We start from the raw sequence: 19,665 nt of genomic DNA, 5'->3' as shown, positions 1-19,665 counted from the left end.
AATGAATCACGCTCTAGATTTACTCGCCCTTAAGAAAGACACTACTCAAAAGAAGCCTCTCACCCCTAGCCGAAAATTACTAATAAAGAAGAAGCACGGGCTTGTTCAACTCTGAATAAAACTGTCGGCTACGCGACAGCTATTCTTGTTTGTTGTAAATTCAGCCAATTGACCCGGTTTAACATTTCTGATCGCTTGATGATTCACTCTCATCAATACGTATTTCTCGTTGGTGTACATCTGCAATCGTGGAACTCTAGAAACAAGCTGACCTTCACGAAGAATAAAGTTAGTCACAAAGCCATCAGCGGGTGCATAAATCTTGGTGCTATCAAGATCCCATTTCGCTTTATTCACCTTCTGAATTGTTTCGTTAAAGTTTGACTGACGGGATTCAACCGAGAGTTCCGCTTTGGTTATTTGTAGCTTGGCTTTCTCTACATCAGATTTCTTTTTGCTCAGCTGTGACTCAAGCTTGGCCACAGTGTACACAGCAGAATCGGCGACCGTTTGCTGGTTATCAATCATGCTTTCAGTGATCGTATTACGCACGACTCGGTTTTGTTCAAGATAACGCTTCAACGTTCTTTTCTGTAAGTCTCTATTTGACTGAGCAGCTGAAAGCTCACTTTGTGTCATTTCAAAATCATGTAACGCTGCCTGATAGCTGGATTCAGCGATTTTTACTTCTTCAGCCGCAGTGCTAACCGCTACGTTTGCCGAGTCGCGCGAAATCTTCGCTTGTTCATAAGCAATTTGATAAGGCTCGTTTTCAATCTCATAGATTAACTGCCCTTTCTCAATGCGTTGGTTCGGGGTGATATAAATCTGATCGACCTTACCCGAGACATTGGTTGAGGTTGGGCGAAGCTGAATGTGAGGAGACTGCACCACAGAGCCTCCCGACAAATCCATTGGTGTATAGTTAATTAATCCAACCCACACAAACAACAACCAACCACTTCCTCCTAGATAAGCGAATGCTTTCGTCCCTGTGTTCCAAGGCATGCCAACAAGTCTTAATAAATAGATGAACAAACACCAAACAGCTAAACCTTCTAACATTTAGACATCCTCTGATTGATTAACTTGAGTCGGCGAGTTCCATAAATCCCGTAACCGAATAATGGCTTTTTCAAAATCTACAAAAGCAATGATAATGGCGAGCACCCACACCCAGTGCCAAATGAAGCCAATCCAAGTGAGCGCGGTAATCAACCCTATCTGATGGTGGTCAGTCTTATGAGCCTTTTGAATAGGGATCTCGTGAAGCTTCCAAAAACCGAACAGGCCAGCCGCTATGGTGCTGATCAGCACGATAGCGGCTGCTATATGTAAAACGGTATCTGCAGAGGTCTCTACATAAGGGATACTGATTAAACTCATTGCTCATACTCTTGTAAATTAAGACCAACACAGGATATATGCCACCCACTTACAACGGCAATTTTAGATAAATTACGTCATATAAAATAATATTTTGATATAAACTACCGGATAATGTGTGCGGTATATCAAAGTAGCAAGGTATTAAGTTCAGTAGCCTAACGCTATTAAGGAGAGCTGATGAGATTCACAGCTAACGCTGCTTAAGTAAGTGGGAATGCCGATAGAAAGATTAGATAACGACAAAATATGGCAAGTCATGCACCAACGTAGATTAAGCAAAGCAGGTGAGGTCTATGATGTCTGTTGAAGTGGCTTTTTTACCTATACAAGTTTAGGCAGCTATTTCCGAACACAATGTTTTTATCAGTAATGGTTTACATCCCATAAATACTAGAACATTAAGCCAATGGAACATTATTCAGCAGACTTACACCTCAACAAAAGCACAAATATTTAACATTTAGCTCTAAAAGCACCACATGGCGCAAACAATCACCCTAAAAGTAAACTATTCCTAGACACCCTCTTAGATCCCGCTAATATGACCGCCCATTCCACTAGTGTATAGTTGGATTTGGTACAACTTTATAAAAAGATACATCACTATAATAAATTAACAATTGCAGGTATTTTATGCAAAATCACAACATGCTCGCCCGCATCGCTCGTGGAAATCTCGTTCTACAGATCCTTGCTGGTATTGTTTTCGGTGTCGTTCTCGCCATGGTTTCTCCTTCAGCAGCTCAAGACGCAGGCCTACTAGGTAGTCTGTTTGTTGGTGCTCTGAAAGCTGTTGCCCCAATTTTAGTATTCATTCTTGTTGCAGCTTCTATCGCAAACCAAAAGAAAGGTCAGCATACTCATATGCGTCCGATCATTGTGCTTTACCTGATTGGTACGTTTTCTGCTGCACTGACTGCTGTCGTACTGAGCTTCATGTTCCCAACCACTTTGACACTGGTTGCTGGCGCTGAAGGTGCTAACCCTCCTCAAGGTATCGCGGAAGTTCTTCATACCCTTCTATTCAAGCTTGTAGATAACCCAGTTAGTGCGCTAATGAACGCAAACTACATCGGTATTCTTGCTTGGGCAATCGGTCTTGGTCTTGCACTGCACCACGCATCTGCAACAACCAAAGCGGTTTTCGAAGACCTTAGCCACAGTGTTTCACACATTGTTCGCTTCATTATTCGTCTTGCACCATTTGGTATCTTCGGTCTTGTTTCGACAACATTCGCAACAACGGGCTTCGATGCACTAGCAAGCTACGGTCAACTGCTAGCGGTTCTACTAAGCTCAATGCTGATCATTGCACTTGTGGTTAACCCACTGCTTGTATTTGCAAAAACAAAACAGAACCCATACCCACTTGTACTGCAATGTATTCGTGAATCTGGTGTAACGGCATTCTTCACTCGTTCAAGTGCTGCAAACATCCCAGTGAACATGAACCTTTGTAAGAAGCTAAACCTAGACGAAGATACTTACTCTGTATCTATCCCTCTAGGCGCAACGATCAACATGGCGGGTGCTGCAATTACCATCACTGTGTTAACACTTGCTGCTGTACACACAATGGGTATTGAGATTGATATCTTCACTGCGATTCTACTAAGCCTTGTTGCTGCAATTTCAGCATGTGGCGCATCGGGTGTTGCTGGCGGTTCACTGCTGCTTATCCCACTAGCGTGTGGCCTATTCGGTATTTCTAACGATGTAGCGATGCAGGTTGTAGCGGTTGGTTTCATTATCGGTGTGATTCAAGATTCAGCTGAAACAGCGCTTAACAGCTCAACAGACGTCGTGTTCACTGCGGCTGTATGTAAAGCTGAGCAAAACAAAGCTTAATAAGCTCTTAGGTATTAGGTATTAGGTATTAGGCTTTCACTCTAAGCTCTAAGCTCTAAGCTCTAAGCTCTAAGCTCTAAGCTCTAAGCTCTAAGCTCTAAAAGTAAATAGCAGATAAATAAAAAGGGAAGCATCAGCTTCCCTTTTTGTTGTCTTGAATTTCTCGATTAGAGCTAAAACGACCTATCAACCGTACACAACCAATGAGTTCAATTTACTGGTTTCTGTTCCAGTTAGACTGACTGAAATCTAGAGGATCACTATTTGGTGTCGTTTGTATCTCTGTTGATGCTTGCTCGGTATTAGGTTGCTGGCTGTAATCAACATTCGTATCTTGAGCGCTCGCCGTTTGAGTCTCTAAATGGCTCGCATCTACATTTAGCGCCTCACCTTCTTCATCAGACGCTTCTTTCACTTTCTTCGGAATCGGTATATTACGCTTGTAGAGCTTGTTGAGCGCTTTAATGATTGAGTGCTTAGTGATTGCTTCTTGGGTCAGCTTAGTCATTATCGGCTTAGTCAGAGCCTGTAAGCCCACGACGGCATCTACACCAAGCTCCCCGCCGATTTTATCCCTCAAATGTTTGGCTTCTGAGTAGCCAAAATGAGCTGATAGGAATAACCAGATATAAGCGATGGCGTTGCCGTGTTCACCATGGTCGATCCAAGCTTCGCCTGCTCTAAACATCGCTTCTGCACTGTTCTTTTCTGCGGCTGTCTCAAACCAGTAAACAGCCTCACCATGGTTAGGCTCAACACCCACACCGTTCAAGTAACTCATACCGAGTTTGATCTTGCCGTCTAGGTTGTTTTTTTCAGCGGCCTTTTGGTACCACTCGACAGATCTTTCAGCCGAGTAATCTGGATTCTCTTTATCGAGACACCAGTCACCGATAAACAGCATCGCTTCGGTATTACCACCAGCCGCAGACTCTTCAATATAGGTATAACCCTTAGGGATGTTTTTATCGGTTCCACGACCAAAGACGAGCGCTTTGCCCATCTCGAATTTCGCCGATACGTCATTGTCTAAAGCAGAGATTGCTAGCTGCCAAAAGTTGGCTTTCTCTCTTAAAATGAGGTCTTCTTTACGCTTCATGCTTAGGCGCACAATGCCGTACATGCCATTGATATTATCGAGTTGCGCCGCTTTATCGTACCAATACAGAGCTTCCTTTATATTGTTACGTTCAGCTTCTTTTGCCAAATACAAAATCGACGGTACATGACCGGTTTCGGCTTTGAAGTGACGCTCTTTTTGCTCTTGTATGCGCGCTTTTTCAATCGCTTTTCGGTAAGCGACAGCACGAGCCTTACGTTCTTGTTCCAAGCGCTGCTTTCTTAGCGATAAAGAGATCAACCACACGGCGACAAGTATTAACGAAAGAGCCGTCGCACCAATTGCGATTCCCATTGTACTCATAAAATATTTTAACCTAACTCGGTTGATACCAACCTCGGTGTCGAGGAGTTATCAACCTATAGTGAATGTTTCGAATTACAGGGAAAAGCGCCGTTATTAAAACGTTCCGCCCTAAAATGAACTCAGTTCAGTATCTCAGGAATACATAACGATAAAAAGTCTACTTAGACCTATCCGTATGCACGCCATAAATGGTGTGATCTTTCTTCAATATCGATGACTTATGAAGACCACCTTTCACCAGGAAATCACTAGGGCGTGATTTCCCACTCTCTATCTCTTACATTTAAGGTTAGGTAAGCTGCCCATAAATGTATGCCAACTCAGCGACCGTTTTCGCAGAAAACTTCTTCATCAAACTCGCTCGGTGTACTTCCACAGTTCTCATTGCAATGCACAATTCATCGGCTATTTTCTGGTTACGCTTACCGTCGATAATTTGTTTGAGGATGTCTATCTCACGCTCGGTTAACGACGCGTACGCTTGGCGATACACATTCATGTGTAAGTGCTTTTCTGAAGCGTCCAAACCTTGTTTGATTGCCTCAGCTAACTCATTACCTTTAACTGGCTTTTGAAAGAAATTCACCGCGCCGGCTCGTAAGGCTTCCACCGCCATTGGCACATCGCCATGCCCAGTCAGATAGATAACCGACAGAGGACTCTGCGCTTTCACCATCAACTCATGAACTTGCTGCCCTCTCATCTCTGGCATTCGGCTGTCTAATACCACACAACCCGGTGCACTCAAATCCACCGAGTCCAAAAAGCTGGGCCCATCTTCAAAAGCTGACACAGTGAAATCATGCTCTTCTAATAGGAACACCAACGAGTCGCGCATCGACTCATCGTCATCAACCACATAGACAGGAAGCCTTTGATGAAGTTCAGACATAACAAGATTCCTTATGAATCATTTGAAAGAGAGAAAGGCAGTGTCACCGCAACATGACACCCATGTGGAGTAAGTGACGTGATCGTCATTTGACCACTGTGATCTTCAATAACATCTTGGCAAATCGCGAGCCCTAACCCCAAGCCGTTTTCTTTGCTGCTCACAAAGGCTTGAGTCACTTCTTGTTCAGTGAAATCTAAGCCCGTTCCGTTATCGATAATCGACAACATTATTTTATCCGGTTGATACTCGGTAATCACTTTAATTGTCGCCGGCTCACTGTTTTTGTTATCAATATCAGACGTAGCGCTTTGTTCGCGATGCTGCTGTGCACTACACGCGTCCGTTGCATTGTTGATCAGGTTTACAATCACCTGTTGCAAACCCACAGGGTCAACATTTAACTTGATAGGTTTGCCCACAGCATAACGTTCAATGGTTATCTTGTGCTTGTGTAATCGAAATTGCAGTAACTCAATGGTGTCTGTAAGCAGCTGCTCGATATCGGTCTGAGATGTCTCTGATGAGCGTTTTTTGATCATGTTTCTCAATCGCTGGATGATGGCGTCAGCACGATCCACTTGAGACTGGATCTTCTCAAATACAGGCTCTATGTCAGTCAGCGGTTTGTTCTTCGAAATCCGCAGTAAACCACCTTCGCTATAATTCCTAATGGCTGCCAGAGGCTGATTAATCTCGTGTGCCAAGCTACTTCCTAGTTCACCAACTACCGCGATACGTTGTGAGTGCTCTAGCTGTTCACTCTTACTTTTCAGCTTGTACAGCGTCGCTTCTAACTGCTTTTTGCTGCGACTGAATTTGTATTCTAGCCAGAAGTGGTAAGCATTTAGAGACACGACAAGAATAAAAAACGCCCATGCCCACTGTTGATTGTACTTGAGCCAGATTAACGCTTCTTTCCACCAAGGTTGTTGAAGTGGGTGCATGTCGAGTTGTTGATAAAGCTTGTCTATCGAGAGCAGGCTTGTCGGTGACGTCCAACCCGATGCATTCGCTGCAATGGCCGGTGCACTGCTTTTTGGCATCGCAAATAACACCTGACTCATCTGTTTGGCCAGTGCCGAAGAAGCCCGCTCTGTTTTGGCGAACGACCAGTTGGGGTACAACGGCGTAGACACTTGGCATCGGAATCCTTCTGGTGCTTGATTCTCGATAATTCGATATTGCCCCGCCACCAGCAAACCTTCACTGATCATGTTCTCAACTAAACAACTTGGTACGACAGCCGCTTCAATGTGTCCTTCACGCAGTTGATACAAACTGGCATCGATCGGGAAACCTAAAAATTGGGTGTTAGAGAAAAAATGGTTGGGATTAAGCCCTTGTTGCATCACTTGATAACGCATTGTTAGATAGCCGCCAAATGCATTTTCAGATACTGCCGCAATCGGCTTACCGCTCAATTGTTCGAGAGAGATATAAGGTGACATTCTTCTCACCACCAAGGCAGAACCAATACTTCGGGTATTGCTGATGCTTCGATCTTCGAAGTTATGGCTGGTCATAGTCGCCATCCAAGAGAGGTCATATTGACGACCTAATCGTACCGCCTGACCCGGGTTGGTGATGACAAAGTCGACCTCAACACCTTTTACCGCGTCAGCCATCTCTTCTAAGTTGAAAGGCTTGAGAACAAAGTGTTTGCCGGGAATGCGCTCCGACAACCAATCCATCGTCGGCTGCCAACGCTGCTGCGCGGAAAGCTTGCCTCGAATAGCCAGCACACCGACCTCAATAACCTGCTCCGACTCAACAGTGCTTGTCGTTGTAACCTCTTGATCCGTTTGAGCGGCTAAACACATTCCTGCAGTTAAGCTCAACCAACAAAGGCTAATGATTGATATTAGGTTTCGGACTGTCACTAAAATCTCTTTCTCCACACTGACGGCATGTCCACACTCAAATAACGCATTGACGACACATTAAATAGAGCCTTTATACAAAGCATAACAGCTAGATTGGTAAAACCACATTTGTTCTAGATCAACTTTGATCTGGGTATGTGGAAATCCACAATACCCCGCGTACGCCCAAAATCTGACAATGAGCCCAACAGATAGAATAGCCATTTATAGGTACCAACATGGACTCATTGAAAAGACGGTTTCTCAGCCAATTCGGCAAGGTTTCCGCTGGTGCTGCGCTCATTCCCATCACCGGAATCAACACCGCAGTCGCAAGCACAGCCATTCGCAATAACAACCAACCTGACCGCAAAGGCGAAGTAGGTAAACGCTACGCCATGGCGGTTGATTTACGTAAATGTGTTGGCTGTCAGGCGTGCACTGTTGGCTGTAGCGTTGAAAACCAAGCGCCAATTGGCCAGTTCAGAACCACCGTAAAACAGTATGAAGTCTCCCTTGATGATGGTTCGACTACTCAACAAGACGTGAAGTCATTCATGTTGCCTCGTCTGTGTAACCATTGCGACGATGCTCCGTGCATCAAGGTTTGTCCTGTTCAAGCGACCTTCCAACGTGAAGACGGCATTGTAATGGTCGACAACGAGCGTTGTGTAGCTTGTGCTTACTGTGTTCAAGCCTGCCCTTACGACGCTCGATTCATCAATAACGACACCCTTACCGCAGACAAATGCACCTTCTGTGCACACCGCCTTGAAGACGGTTTACTGCCCGCTTGTGTCGAAACCTGTGTTGGTGGTGCGCGTGTTATTGGTGACCTCAAAGATCCAAACAGTGAGATCAACCGCCTGCTTAATGAAAACCAAGACGACATCAAGGTGCTTAAGCCAGAGCAAAATACCAACCCACATGTTTTCTATATCGGCATGAACGAGCGTTTCGTTAGCCATATCGAAGGTCAGCCTGCGATTTATGATCCAGCCCCCATCGATAACTCATCCTCTAGCAAACAAGGAGAGACAGCATGAATATCACTGAGGTGTTAGTTCCCGCTCAAGAGATCGCTTGGCTACCGTGGGCGGTTCAATATTTCTTCTACATAGGTTCGGCTTACGCGGCTGCGATTCTGTTTTTGATTGCACTTATCTTCAAAAACTCTACCAGTCACCAATTCCGTTCAGCGCTTGTGCTTGTGATGGCCATTGGCGCGATTGTTGGGCCATTAGCCCTCACTGGTGACTTACACCAACCGGGACGTGCGTGGCACTTCTACGCTCACATCACACCTTGGTCATGGATGTCATTGGGCTCTCTGTTCCTACCTTTGTTTTCTGGTCTGGCTGTTGCGACTGCTTGGGTTTACCTGCGTGATGACATAGCACAGCTCAAAGAGAGTGAAAACCCACTTCTAAAACGCTTGTCTTGGTTAACACTGGGGCAATGGCAGGTATCGACAAAAGTGATGATTGCATTAGCCGCTGCAACTGCGTTATCAGGCCTAAGCATCGCGCTTTATACAGGTGCAGAGATTGCGATTTTGGCGAGCCGACCACTTTGGCATCAACCGGCTTCTCCACTGCTTTGGTTCACGACTGCATTCTTTGCTGCAACAGGTTTAACTCTATTTATTTGGGCTCTACTGCCTTCAAGCAAGCCAAGCTTAAAACCAACAGATCTCGCTCTGGTACAAAGAACTATTACCTTAACGGGTGGCCTTGCGATCATTCTTACGTCGATTTGGGCATCTAACCATGGTCATTTCAACCTGTATGAGAACGACGCTTGGGGTATCAACCTAGGCATCATGACCACCAGCATTTTGCTGTGCATGATCTTAGTGCTGCCACTACAACGCCTATCGCAAAGTAAGCTAGGAATTATCTGTGTTGCGCTTGCGACCATAGTTTCAGCATGGGCGGTACGTTGGGTCACCATGATGGAAGTTCAAACCATTCCCCGTTTTGATGTGGGTGCATTCCCTTATGAACTGCCGATGGGTAGCGCAGGATTACTCGGCATTGTTGGTATGTGTGGTCTTTGGTTAGCACTTGCGTTGTTTGCTTCTGAAATCGTGTCAACTCGATCTACACCTAAGACAATATCGAAGCCAAACCAAAATACATCGTCACCACTTAACCGCTCACATAGCTTGTAGTCTGAGGAATCATCATGGATAACAAACGTCGTCAATTTTTGAAAACAGGCCTTGCTGCCGGTGGTGTTGGAGCTTTTGCTGCAGGTTATGCGACAACCACAAAGCACATGGTTCACGGTGCTATCGATGGCACCGCGGGTAAGAAAACCAACCACATCCACCACGGTAATTCGTTAGAGACGGAATACAGTGTCGATGAGCAGGGTAAGATCTCGCCAAATCCAAACCAACGTGTTGCACCCTCTATGTGTTTTGGTTGCTGGACACTGTGTGGCTTGCGTGTACGTATCGATAATCGCAATGACGAGATCTTGCGTATCTCGGGCAACCCGTATCACCCGTTATCAAGTGACCAACAGATCCCATTCAAAACACCGGTAAAAGACGCCTACATTGGCTTGTCTGGTGAATCAGGCATCAATAATCGCTCGACAGCCTGCGCCCGTGGTAATGGCATGTTAGAGATTCAAAACAGCCCATACCGAATTACACAACCGTTAAAACGTGTTGGCAAACGAGGTGAAGGCAAGTGGGAACCGATCAGCTACGAACAGCTAATATCTGAGATCACCGAAGGTGGTGACTTGTTCGGTGAAGGCGAAGTTGAAGGCTTGCGATCGATTCGCGACATCGAAACACCACTTGATCCAAACAACCCTGAATACGGACCAAAGGCCAACCAATTACTGGTAACCAACGCAGGTAATGAAGGACGTGATGACATCTTGAAGCGCTTTGCGTTTAACAGCTACGGCACACGCAACTTTGGTCATCACGGCTCTTACTGTGGCTACGCATTCCGCGCAGGTTCAGGCGCGATCATGAACGATCTGGACAAGTTCTCGCACTTAAAACCCGACTTCAACAACGCAGAGTTCATTCTTTTCATCGGTATGTCTCCGGCTCAAGCAGGTAATCCGTTTAAGCGTCAAGCAAGACAGCTGGCTGAGGCTCGTACCAACGGAAAACTCAGCTACACCATTGTCACTCCAAGCCTTCCGGCAGGATCTTCAAGCCTTGCAGCGGCCGATCGCAACAACTGGCTGCCGATCAAGCCGGGCACTGACTCAGCATTAGTTCTGGGTATAATCCAGTGGATCATCGAAAACCAGCGCTACAATCACGACTTCTTGTCTCGCCCAAGTGCGCAAGCGATGAAGAAAGCAGGCACCACACACTGGTGTAACGCATCTCACCTAGTGATCAGCGACGAATCGCACCCACAAAATGGGCGTATGCTTCGTGCATCGGATATGAGGTTGCTAGAAACAGGCGAATCGATGTCTGACGATGACGGATTTATCGCACTAGATGTGACAACGTCACTATTGGCATCACATATTCAGGTGAATGAAGCGGCGCTGTTCGTCGATCAAGATGTAGAAATCGATGGTCAGACTGTTCGTGTTAAGTCTTCTCTGCAAAGATTGAAAGAAGAAGCCTTCAAATACGACCTTGCTTACTACAGTGAGCAGTGTGAGATCCCGCAGGATCAAATTATTGCGCTAGCGAAACGCTTTACCAGCTACGGGACGAAAGCAGTCGTGGATACTCACGGTGGCAACATGCACACCAACGGCTTCTACAACTCGTTCTCTATTCTGATGCTGAACGCGCTGATCGGTAACATCAACGCGAAAGGCGGTGCGATGGCGAAAGCGGGTGGCTACCCGACTTCGGTTGCAGGTCCTCGTTACGACTTTACTAAGTTTAAAGGTAAGACTAAGCCTCAAGGTGTGTTCTTGTCCCGCAGCAAGTTCCCGTACCAAAAAACCAGCGAATACAAACGTCGTGTTGCCGCAGGCGAGTCACCTTACCCGACACGCGCGCCGTGGTACCCAATCTCAGCACCGCTTTTAACTGAGCACTTATCAGCTGCGATTGATGGCTACCCCTACCGAGCAAAGGCATGGATCAACCACATGGCGAACCCACTTTATGGTGTTCCGGGTTTAGACAACTTGCTGGGTGAAAAGCTTAAGGATCCAAAACAGCTTGGTTTGATCGTGTCTATCGATGCCTTCATCAATGAGACCACAGCGTTATCGGATTACCTCGTGCCAGACACAGTGACCTACGAAAGCTGGGGCATGGCAACACCTTGGCATGGTGTCGCGACTAAAGCGATCACCGCTCGCTGGCCGATTGTTGAGCCTAAAACCTCACGCACTCAAGACGGACGTGCCATCAACCTAGAGAACTTCTTTATTGATCTAGCGAAAACACTTGGCTTAGGTGGCTTTGGCGATAACGTAATCAAAGACAGCCAAGGCAACTGGCACGGTATCCACAGTGCGGAAGATTTCTACCTACGCTCTGCGGCTAACTTAGCATTTGCAAAAGGCGGCGTGCCGAATGTCGATGCGGAAGATATTGTTTGGTCTGGTCTAGAACGCCTAGTGCCTGTGATGAACAAAACGCTCAAGCCTGAAGAGATGCTCAAAGTAGCGTATATCTTTGCGCGTGGCGGTCGTTTCGAAGACGCAACCAATGCCTACACCAATGAAACCATGAAGTACAAATGGATCAAACCATTGGCTATCTGGAATGAAAAGCTCGGTACTTCTCGCAACACCATCAGTGGCGAGCAATACATGGGGTGCCCGACATGGTATCCACAAAAGTTGGCAGACGGCACACCTTTGGCAGAGCAGTTCCCAGCAAAAGAGTGGCCGTTCACCCTAACCAACTTTAAGTCCAAGATTCACAGTGCAGTATCGAATTTGTCACCACGCTTGGAATCGATTAAAGGAGTAAATCCGGTTTACATCCACCCGCAAGACGCCTCTTCTGCGGGTATCAAAACCGGTGACGTGTTTGCTATTGAAACACCGAGCTCAGCCACACATGCGTTGGCAATGGTGATCGATGGCATCAAGCCGGGCACATTAGGCTTTGAACACGGCTTTGGTCATAAAGAACTCGGCGAACGTGCCCACTGGATTGGTGACACGCAACAACCAGTAAAAATGAAGTCGAACGATGGCGTTAACATCAATGATATAGGCTTGATCGACCCAACGAGAGAAGGCAAAGGCGTGATGTTAGATTGGGTAGTGGGCGCAGCAGCAAGACAAGCGCTTCCGGCTAAGATCTACAAAGTCTAATCAGTGATCCAATACATATTCCTATTCATTCCTGAATAGGAACGCTGCAGAGCAACTTTGCCATTTGAGGTTGCTCTGCTTTTTAACAGTCAATACATCGGCAGCATTCAATCCGTAATATTCAATCCAACCCGCAAACTCTCTTCACTTCTATTCTCTTGTCTTCTCTTCTCTTCTTTTCACCGTAACTTTTTTAGCCAGCCTCCATAAAGCGGCTATGCTTAAACAATCGGTGCCATAAAAGAGCCTTAACAAGCAGTTACACCGAGGCGAACATGGCAGTTCCCTTGCATTTCGTTAACGGCAGTTAGATTCGCCTATCGAAATTCACATCAATATCATTATGGTGATTGAGGTTATTAATGTGAGACTTACCTCAAGTTCCAAGTGAATTAATGTGGAAATCCACAATAGCGCGAACATCCAATTATGTCGAAAATGCGTGCATTACAACCAATAGCGACGCCTCATGATTAAGCTGAACATAAAAACTCAAACTCTAACGCTTTGCATCGCTGCTCTGGGAAGCCTTTCTTTATCCGGTTTTGCACAAGCAGCGCCTAATCCAATGCCAGAAGCTGCAGAAACCTGTAGTGGCTGCCACCAAGCTGACGGTAAAGGCATGCCCAACATTGCCCCTATGCTAGCTGGGCTCAATGCTGACTATCTAGAACATCAACTGGTTCTATTCTCTAGTGGTGAGCGTCAAAGCGCGATCATGAAGGGCATGGCGGATGGTGTGTCTGATCCTGCGATTCGTCGTGAAGTTGCTGAATACTTCGCTTCACTGCCTTCATACGACTTCACCAATTTAGAACAACGCGGCTCACAAGCCGATATCGATAACCCGTATCGTAAACTTGTATTCCAAGGCGATTGGGATCGAAACATTCCAGCTTGTGCAACCTGTCATGGGCCAAGTGGTATGGGTGTCGACAAATTTCCTCGCCTAGCGAGTCAGCATGCCGACTACATTCAGACTCAGCTCAACGCTTGGAAAAACGGCACTCGTAAGGGTGATGATTTAAACATGATGGGCAATATCGCCGGCAAGTTAACCGACGATGAGATCAAAAACCTCTCTTATTACTTTGCATCTTTCCGATACTAAAGGGCTCGCATGAAAACATTACTTCTAATTACCGCAACCCTTGCCTCTGGAATCGCTTATGCCGAAGCTGAGTTGCCCGATCGCCAAACCGAACTGCCCGCCGTTGAAAAACCACAAGATAATAAATATCTGGTGCCACGCGACTTGGTAGATATTCCTGATGGAGAATTTGGCGACAAAGTAAAACTGGGCTATTCCCTGTTTGTCGATTCACAACAGATGCGTGGTACGTTCGTCGGCAATGAGCAAAACTGTGTCAACTGCCACATGCAAGCGGGCATGAAGCCTAACGCTGCCCCTCTTTGGGGTGCGTACATGGCCTACCCTGCGTATCGTTCCAAGAACGACAAAGTAAACAGCTACGCAGAACGTATCCAAGGTTGCTTCACCTACTCTATGAATGGCCTGCCACCGGCAGAGGATTCAAAAGAAATGGTCGCACTCACAGCTTATTCATACTGGCTGGCGATGGGCGGAATCTTAGACAAGAACGGCATGCAAGACACGCCTGTCCCTGAGAGCAGCGATGCTGATTTACAAGTTGGTGGTAAAGCTGAAAGCTTCCCTCTTCCTGAAGAGCTGTTAAGCAAATACCCAATCGATGACCGCAGTAAGCTTGCCGGTCGTGGCTTCCCTAAGATTGATAACCCTGAACAAGAGCCGTCAATAGCGCGAGGTGAAAAGGTTTACCAAACCAGCTGCCAAACCTGTCATGGTCAAAGTGGTGAAGGTATTAAAGGGGCGGATGGTCGCTCATACCTACCACCTCTTTGGGGCGAGAATTCGTTCAACTGGGGCGCAGGTATGCACCGTGTAAATACAGCAGCTTACTTCATCTACGAAAACATGCCGCTTGGAAAGAGCCAACAGCTTTCAATTCAGGATGCGTGGGATGTGGCCGCATTTGTGAACAGTCATGAACGCCCACAAGATCCTAGATACAAGGGTGATGTTGCCGGCAATGCTAAGCGTTACCACAACCACCAAGGTTATTATGGCAAAGAAGTCGACGGTAATGTACTGGGTTCAAAAGCCTACCCAAGTGGTAAAGAAGTGATTCATGAGCATTGATAGACATCAGTGCACAAGAGCCTTTCACGTCAGCTATAGCTAAGCTTTACATTGTAAATCAGCTATAGCCAGAGGAATAAAAAGGAGCCAGATCGTTCGACGTTCTGGCTCCTTTTTTATGTTTGAACGATTAGAAAAACAACTAACCTTGCTGCATCTTTTCCCAAATCGTCGGAGAGCCGATATAGTCTTGAACCGTCGTAATGAACTCTTTGACCAGCTTGGTCTGTTTACGGTGCGGATACACCGCGTAGATTGCGGTATCAATCGTAGAGATCGGATAATCCGGAAGCAATGTAACCAAGCCAAGCTCTTTCATTGAGGCATACAGGTTTGATTGATCAAGGAAGCCATAACCTAGACCATCTTTCACACAAGAGACCATAGTACGAACATCACTGACCTTATAGTTGCCACGAATCGTCAGGCTTTGGAAAGTGTTGCCATGCGGCTCTTCACTGATACGCAGATGATCGACCGTCATATCACCATTGGTATAAATCACAGCAGGTAAAGAGAGCAGATCTTGTGGCGTCTTTGGTTCACCATGCAGCTTCACAAAGTCGTTCGAGGCGACCAACATAAAGTTACTGTCGGCAATCTTCTTGGCAATCAAATTGGATTCAACGAGCTTACTGAAGCGAAACGCGATATCGAACTGTCCTGCAATGATGTTGGCGATCTTGTCGTCTAGTGAAAGTACAATCTGAACATCCGGATACTTTCTCATGAACTGAGTAATGATAGGTTGCAAGTATTGCTGACCAAAATAGATCGGCGACGTAATTCGTAGCACACCTTTGGGTTCAGATTGGTACGAATCAGCAATGCCTTGGATCTGATTGATAGTGTCTTTCAGCACATAGGTTTGTGCGAGAATATCTTCCCCGGCCGACGTCAACGAAAACGAGCGTGTAGAGCGGTTAAGCAGCTGAACACCTAAATCTTGCTCAAGCTTTTTGATCTGTTTAGAGAGTGATGAGTTGTCCATGTCATGTAAGGTTGCCGCTTTGGTAAACGACCCTTGTTGAACCACATCTAAGAACAATAACAACTGATTGGTATTTGGCACTGTGCCTCTCCTGAATTAAAACTCGACTAGCGTTCGTCTTTGGGTGTATCCATCACAACCATGGTCGTAATAGATTGCACCTGAGCACATTCCCCAAGCACATCGGCATGAAACTTCTTATAGCCCGGTAGATCTTTGGTTTCTACCCTTAGCAAGTATTCGTTGGCACCGGTAATGTTGTGACACTCCACTACCTCCTTTTCCATACTGACGTGCTGTTCAAACTCCAGCTGAGCCGCTTTGCTGTGGCTTGATAACCCAATCGAAACATAAGCAATAAAACCAACCCCCATCAGCCCATTATCCAGAACCGCACGGTAACCTTGAATGATACCTTTACGCTCAAGATCTTGTACGCGCCTTAAGGTCGCAGAAGCCGACAAGCCAATCCGTTCTGAAAGCTCAATGTTGGAGATTCTGCCGTCCAATTTAAGCTCTTGCAATATCCTTTCGTCAAATCTGTCCATAAGTACTTATTATTGTGCATTTAGTGATAATAGAGGAAATAAAAGCACATAATTGCCCCACTTTCCACCTACTATGTTTCTCAACACGTGAAAGTCATGACCGGTCAGTCACTTCGTTCATTTTTTTGCTGGAGAACCATAATGCCTTTAGAACAACTTAGCGCACTTGCCTTGTTTGCGTTTGTTTCGACCTTCACACCAGGTCCAAATAACATCATGCTCATGACATCTGGAGCCAATGTTGGCTTCGCCCGTACTATTCCGCACATGCTTGGCATTGCTCTAGGGTTTGCAGCCATGTTGCTGCTGGTTGGCTTCGGTTTAATGGGTATTTTCAACGCTTATCCGGTTACGCACCAAATATTAAAGTACCTGAGCCTTGCTTACTTGGTTTACCTAGCGATTAAAATAGCAAAGAGTGGAAAAGCTAAAAGCACTGAAGCTTATAAACCGATGACCTTCATTGGCGCGGCAAGTTTTCAGTGGGTTAATCCGAAAGGTTGGTCAATGGCACTGACAGCCATTTCTGTTTATAGCAGCGGTAGTTCATGGTGGGAACTTGCAATCATCGCAGCGATATTCACACTAGCTAACTTGCCATCCGTAACTTTCTGGACGGCAGCAGGCAAGCAACTGCAACACTGGCTAACAACGCCAGTCCGCATCAAAAGCTTCAACTATGGCATGGCGGGCTTGCTATTAGCCTCAACGATTCCGATGTTGTAACCAGATAGCTTCCCTATGATGGTTAGTAAGTGATTACTAGCCATCAATTTATAAGTATCCAATAACCTCGCTAAGCCAACGCCCAAATCTCGCCTGCCCGCTCGGGGTTAATGTCCACGCAAACGCCGCTACATTAATTACCACTGTCAGCCAATAGATAGATCTGAACGGCTGCTTCTGCGTTTTATGACGCAGCTTATCTTGAGCAATCAACGCCCCTAGCCAGCCACCAGCAACAGAAAAAATATGCAGGGTTTTCTCTGGCACACGCCAATTGCCATTGATCGCTGCTCGCTTGTCCTTCGCGTACACAAAAAACGTCACCACACCGATAACCAAATACCACACCAACAGCGCTTTAGAACTTTCTGCAAACAACACAGATACCGCCACCAGAACCAAATAGGTGATAACGATTTGAATAGATGAAGACAACATGACTCCTTTTGGGCAGCAGCTCACATACTGTAGCGATTACGCCCTGTAGATTTTGATAAGGATGAGTGCGGCATATTGTAATTCGGTTAGCCTGCAAAGAATAAACAAGCCCTTTCATCCCTACATAACATGATGGAAGTTAAAGGAATTATAAATATGTACAACCAAAAGTACGCCATCTACCAAGTTTTTACGCGTTTATTTGGCAATAAAAACACCCAACATGTTCCATGGGGTACAATCGAGCAAAATGGCGTCGGTAAGTTCAGTGATTTTACCGACAAAGCGCTGTCTGAAATCCGCAAACTCGGTATGACTCATATTTGGTATACCGGAGTGCCACATCACGCCATCATCAATGATTACAAACATATCGGGATTTCAGACGATCACCCGAGCGTAGTGAAAGGCCGCGCAGGCTCACCTTATGCGGTAAAAGATTACTACTCAGTCAATCCAGACCTCGCTGAGAATCCTGATCGCCGTTTGGAAGAGTTCGAGGCACTAATCAAGAGAAGTCACGGCAATGGTTTAAAAGTGATCATCGATATCGTACCGAATCACGTTGCGCGTCATTATAGAGGCTTAAATAACCCGCAAGGCGTCAGTGACTTCGGCGCTCAAGATGACACAACGCTGGAATACCACAGAGACAATAACTTCTACTACATTCCTAACAGCACCTTTGAATTACCAGACATAGAGCCCGCCTTTACGCCGCTAGGTGGTGAACAGCACCCTAGCCTAAGCTCCCCGTTTATCGAAACACCAGCCAAATGGACGGGTAATGGCTCACGCTTAGCTAAACCTAATTTCGACGATTGGTATGAAACCGTAAAGATTAATTACGGTGTGCGCCCTGACGGTTCAAAAGATTTTCCTGAGCTACCCAAAGACTATGTACAGCGTGACCACCTAGACCATTACCACTTCTGGAAAGGCGTGGATGTGCCAGACTCTTGGATTAAATTCCGAGACATCGCCTTGTTCTGGTTAGACAAAGGCGTTGATGGATTCCGTTACGATATGGCTGAAATGGTGCCAGTTGAGTTTTGGAGCTACCTCAACTCATCAATAAAGATGAAAAACCAAAATGCCTTTTTAATGGCTGAGGTGTACCAACCTCATTTGTACCGCGACTATATTCACCTAGGAAAAATGGACTACCTGTACGATAAGGTTGATCTTTATGACGGCCTCAAAGCCATCATGCAAGGTAAGGCTTCAACGGCAATCATCCCTGAAATCCAACATCAACTGATGGATATTGAACATCACATGTTGCACTTCTTAGATAACCATGATGAACAGCGTATCGCGTCTCCTGAATTTGTGGGTAATCCGAATATCGCTAAACCAGCGATGCTAGTCAGCGCGTTATTGAGCAGTTCTCCAACCATGATCTACTTTGGGCAAGAAGTCGGAGAACCCGGTGCAGAGAATGCAGGCTTTGGACAGCCCTCACGAACTTCCATATTTGACTACACTGGTGTACCTCAACATCAAAAATGGATGAACTACGGTGCTTTTGATGGCGGTTTGTTAGACGAAAACGAAACCGCGCTGCGTGAGTTCTATCGACGTGTGATGAATTTTTCATTGGAGCACTCGGCACTCACTGGCGAGTACTATGACCTTCATCAACCTTGTCAGTTAAGTGAATCTACCTATGCGTTCCTACGCTACGACCAAAATGAACTGATTCTTACGGCGGTTAACTTCGATCAGCAATCATCCACTAAGATCGAGCTGACACTACCAAACAGTGTTATCAAGACATTGGGGTTGCCAGACGCTGTATATTCGCTAGCGGAATTTATTGAACATCAACAACCTCAAACATTAACGATTGAGCAAGGTATTGGCCATTTCAATGTTCACTTAGCCCCACTGGCCGCGCTTACTTGGGTGTTACCACTGCGTTCATTAGCTTCTGATTCACTCATTAACTGATTGAAAAAAAGAATAAGGGTGCTGAACTAAAAATTTTTACGCGCCCTTTATTTTTGATGAAAAATAACCTCACAATAAAGCGATAGATAGCTCACAGTAATTAGGAGTAGTCCTCCTCCTTTACCCC

At 46.0% G+C, this 19,665-nt stretch carries 15 protein-coding genes and 1 pseudogene; 8 read left to right on the top strand and 8 right to left on the bottom strand.

Going from position 1 to position 19,665, the window contains the following annotated elements:
* Nucleotides 1-147: 147 nt before the first annotated feature.
* Nucleotides 148-1,065, bottom strand: a pseudogene (locus OCV19_RS23590) (HlyD family secretion protein); the annotation flags it as partial.
* Entirely contained in the window at nt 1,066-1,386 is a 321-nt protein-coding gene (locus OCV19_RS23585) for an MFS transporter (RefSeq protein WP_065675809.1), read from the bottom strand.
* Between the two features lie 636 nt (nt 1,387-2,022).
* On the opposite strand from OCV19_RS23585, the gene sstT reads away from it, so the two are divergent.
* Complete coding sequence (gene sstT / locus OCV19_RS23580; protein WP_048609829.1) at nt 2,023-3,237, top strand: serine/threonine transporter SstT; 1,215 nt, start codon at nt 2,023-2,025, stop codon at nt 3,235-3,237.
* Nucleotides 3,238-3,451: 214 nt separating this feature from the next.
* Here the strand turns inward: sstT and OCV19_RS23575 are convergent, their stop codons facing one another.
* From OCV19_RS23575 to OCV19_RS23565, 3 genes are all read right to left on the bottom strand, one after another.
* Nucleotides 3,452-4,660, bottom strand: a complete 1,209-nt coding sequence (locus tag OCV19_RS23575) for a tetratricopeptide repeat protein (RefSeq protein ID WP_083994276.1) — start codon at nt 4,658-4,660, stop codon at nt 3,452-3,454.
* A gap of 292 nt (nt 4,661-4,952) precedes the next feature.
* On the bottom strand, nt 4,953-5,555 hold the full coding sequence (locus OCV19_RS23570; RefSeq protein WP_065675807.1) for a response regulator transcription factor: 603 nt from the start codon (nt 5,553-5,555) through the stop codon (nt 4,953-4,955).
* Nucleotides 5,556-5,566: 11 nt separating this feature from the next.
* Nucleotides 5,567-7,438 (bottom strand): sensor histidine kinase, encoded by a 1,872-nt coding sequence (locus OCV19_RS23565; RefSeq protein WP_065675806.1) that lies wholly within the window; start codon nt 7,436-7,438, stop codon nt 5,567-5,569.
* Between the two features lie 221 nt (nt 7,439-7,659).
* Between OCV19_RS23565 and dsrO the strand changes: the two genes are divergently transcribed.
* The 5 genes from dsrO (at nt 7,660) to OCV19_RS23540 (ending at nt 14,882) form a co-directional block, all read left to right on the top strand.
* Nucleotides 7,660-8,466, top strand: coding sequence for a sulfate reduction electron transfer complex DsrMKJOP subunit DsrO (gene dsrO / locus OCV19_RS23560; protein WP_065675805.1), 807 nt, complete (start codon nt 7,660-7,662; stop codon nt 8,464-8,466).
* Nucleotides 8,463-9,593, top strand: coding sequence for an NrfD/PsrC family molybdoenzyme membrane anchor subunit (gene nrfD / locus OCV19_RS23555; RefSeq protein ID WP_065675804.1), 1,131 nt, complete (start codon nt 8,463-8,465; stop codon nt 9,591-9,593). Before dsrO ends, nrfD begins: the two co-directional genes overlap by 4 nt.
* A gap of 14 nt (nt 9,594-9,607) precedes the next feature.
* Nucleotides 9,608-12,700 (top strand): tetrathionate reductase subunit A, encoded by a 3,093-nt coding sequence (locus tag OCV19_RS23550; protein WP_065675803.1) that lies wholly within the window; start codon nt 9,608-9,610, stop codon nt 12,698-12,700.
* Between the two features lie 469 nt (nt 12,701-13,169).
* Nucleotides 13,170-13,811 carry a c-type cytochrome gene (locus tag OCV19_RS23545; RefSeq protein WP_065675802.1) on the top strand — a complete coding sequence of 214 codons (642 nt, stop codon included), beginning with the start codon at nt 13,170-13,172 and terminating at the stop codon, nt 13,809-13,811.
* Between the two features lie 9 nt (nt 13,812-13,820).
* Nucleotides 13,821-14,882, top strand: coding sequence for a c-type cytochrome (locus tag OCV19_RS23540; RefSeq protein ID WP_065675801.1), 1,062 nt, complete (start codon nt 13,821-13,823; stop codon nt 14,880-14,882).
* Nucleotides 14,883-15,024: 142 nt separating this feature from the next.
* On the opposite strand, the gene OCV19_RS23535 is transcribed toward OCV19_RS23540, so the two are convergent.
* A complete protein-coding gene (locus OCV19_RS23535; protein WP_065675800.1) occupies nt 15,025-15,954 on the bottom strand; it encodes a LysR family transcriptional regulator in 930 nt (309 codons plus the stop codon).
* Nucleotides 15,955-15,980: 26 nt separating this feature from the next.
* Nucleotides 15,981-16,421 (bottom strand): Lrp/AsnC family transcriptional regulator, encoded by a 441-nt coding sequence (locus tag OCV19_RS23530; protein ID WP_009845852.1) that lies wholly within the window; start codon nt 16,419-16,421, stop codon nt 15,981-15,983.
* 141 nt (nt 16,422-16,562) lie between these two features.
* Here OCV19_RS23530 and OCV19_RS23525 point away from each other — a divergent pair, with 141 nt between their 5' ends.
* Nucleotides 16,563-17,147, top strand: coding sequence for a LysE family translocator (locus OCV19_RS23525; RefSeq protein ID WP_065675799.1), 585 nt, complete (start codon nt 16,563-16,565; stop codon nt 17,145-17,147).
* Between the two features lie 48 nt (nt 17,148-17,195).
* Here the strand turns inward: OCV19_RS23525 and OCV19_RS23520 are convergent, their stop codons facing one another.
* Nucleotides 17,196-17,585, bottom strand: a complete 390-nt coding sequence (locus OCV19_RS23520) for a DUF1294 domain-containing protein (RefSeq protein ID WP_065675798.1) — start codon at nt 17,583-17,585, stop codon at nt 17,196-17,198.
* Between the two features lie 156 nt (nt 17,586-17,741).
* On the opposite strand from OCV19_RS23520, the gene OCV19_RS23515 reads away from it, so the two are divergent.
* The gene (locus OCV19_RS23515; RefSeq protein ID WP_065675797.1) at nt 17,742-19,538 is read left to right on the top strand and encodes an alpha-amylase family protein; all 1,797 of its coding nucleotides are present in this window, start codon (nt 17,742-17,744) and stop codon (nt 19,536-19,538) included.
* The last annotated feature ends 127 nt before the right edge of the window (nt 19,539-19,665 follow it).

The organism is Vibrio celticus, from assembly GCF_024347335.1.
Taxonomy (GTDB): Bacteria; Pseudomonadota; Gammaproteobacteria; order Enterobacterales; family Vibrionaceae; genus Vibrio; species Vibrio celticus.
This window is presented reverse-complemented; position numbering and strand designations above follow the sequence as displayed.

What these genes read in the sequence shown, in the direction of transcription:
- OCV19_RS23585 (WP_065675809.1), bottom strand. Translation starts at nt 1,386, where the DNA reads ATGAGTTTAATCAGTATCCCTTATGTAGAGACCTCTGCAGATACCGTT.
- sstT (WP_048609829.1), top strand. Translation starts at nt 2,023, where the DNA reads ATGCAAAATCACAACATGCTCGCCCGCATCGCTCGTGGAAATCTCGTT.
- OCV19_RS23575 (WP_083994276.1), bottom strand. Translation starts at nt 4,660, where the DNA reads ATGAGTACAATGGGAATCGCAATTGGTGCGACGGCTCTTTCGTTAATA.
- OCV19_RS23570 (WP_065675807.1), bottom strand. Translation starts at nt 5,555, where the DNA reads ATGTCTGAACTTCATCAAAGGCTTCCTGTCTATGTGGTTGATGACGAT.
- dsrO (WP_065675805.1), top strand. Translation starts at nt 7,660, where the DNA reads ATGGACTCATTGAAAAGACGGTTTCTCAGCCAATTCGGCAAGGTTTCC.
- nrfD (WP_065675804.1), top strand. Translation starts at nt 8,463, where the DNA reads ATGAATATCACTGAGGTGTTAGTTCCCGCTCAAGAGATCGCTTGGCTA.
- OCV19_RS23550 (WP_065675803.1), top strand. Translation starts at nt 9,608, where the DNA reads ATGGATAACAAACGTCGTCAATTTTTGAAAACAGGCCTTGCTGCCGGT.
- OCV19_RS23545 (WP_065675802.1), top strand. Translation starts at nt 13,170, where the DNA reads ATGATTAAGCTGAACATAAAAACTCAAACTCTAACGCTTTGCATCGCT.
- OCV19_RS23540 (WP_065675801.1), top strand. Translation starts at nt 13,821, where the DNA reads ATGAAAACATTACTTCTAATTACCGCAACCCTTGCCTCTGGAATCGCT.
- OCV19_RS23530 (WP_009845852.1), bottom strand. Translation starts at nt 16,421, where the DNA reads ATGGACAGATTTGACGAAAGGATATTGCAAGAGCTTAAATTGGACGGC.
- OCV19_RS23525 (WP_065675799.1), top strand. Translation starts at nt 16,563, where the DNA reads ATGCCTTTAGAACAACTTAGCGCACTTGCCTTGTTTGCGTTTGTTTCG.
- OCV19_RS23520 (WP_065675798.1), bottom strand. Translation starts at nt 17,585, where the DNA reads ATGTTGTCTTCATCTATTCAAATCGTTATCACCTATTTGGTTCTGGTG.
- OCV19_RS23515 (WP_065675797.1), top strand. Translation starts at nt 17,742, where the DNA reads ATGTACAACCAAAAGTACGCCATCTACCAAGTTTTTACGCGTTTATTT.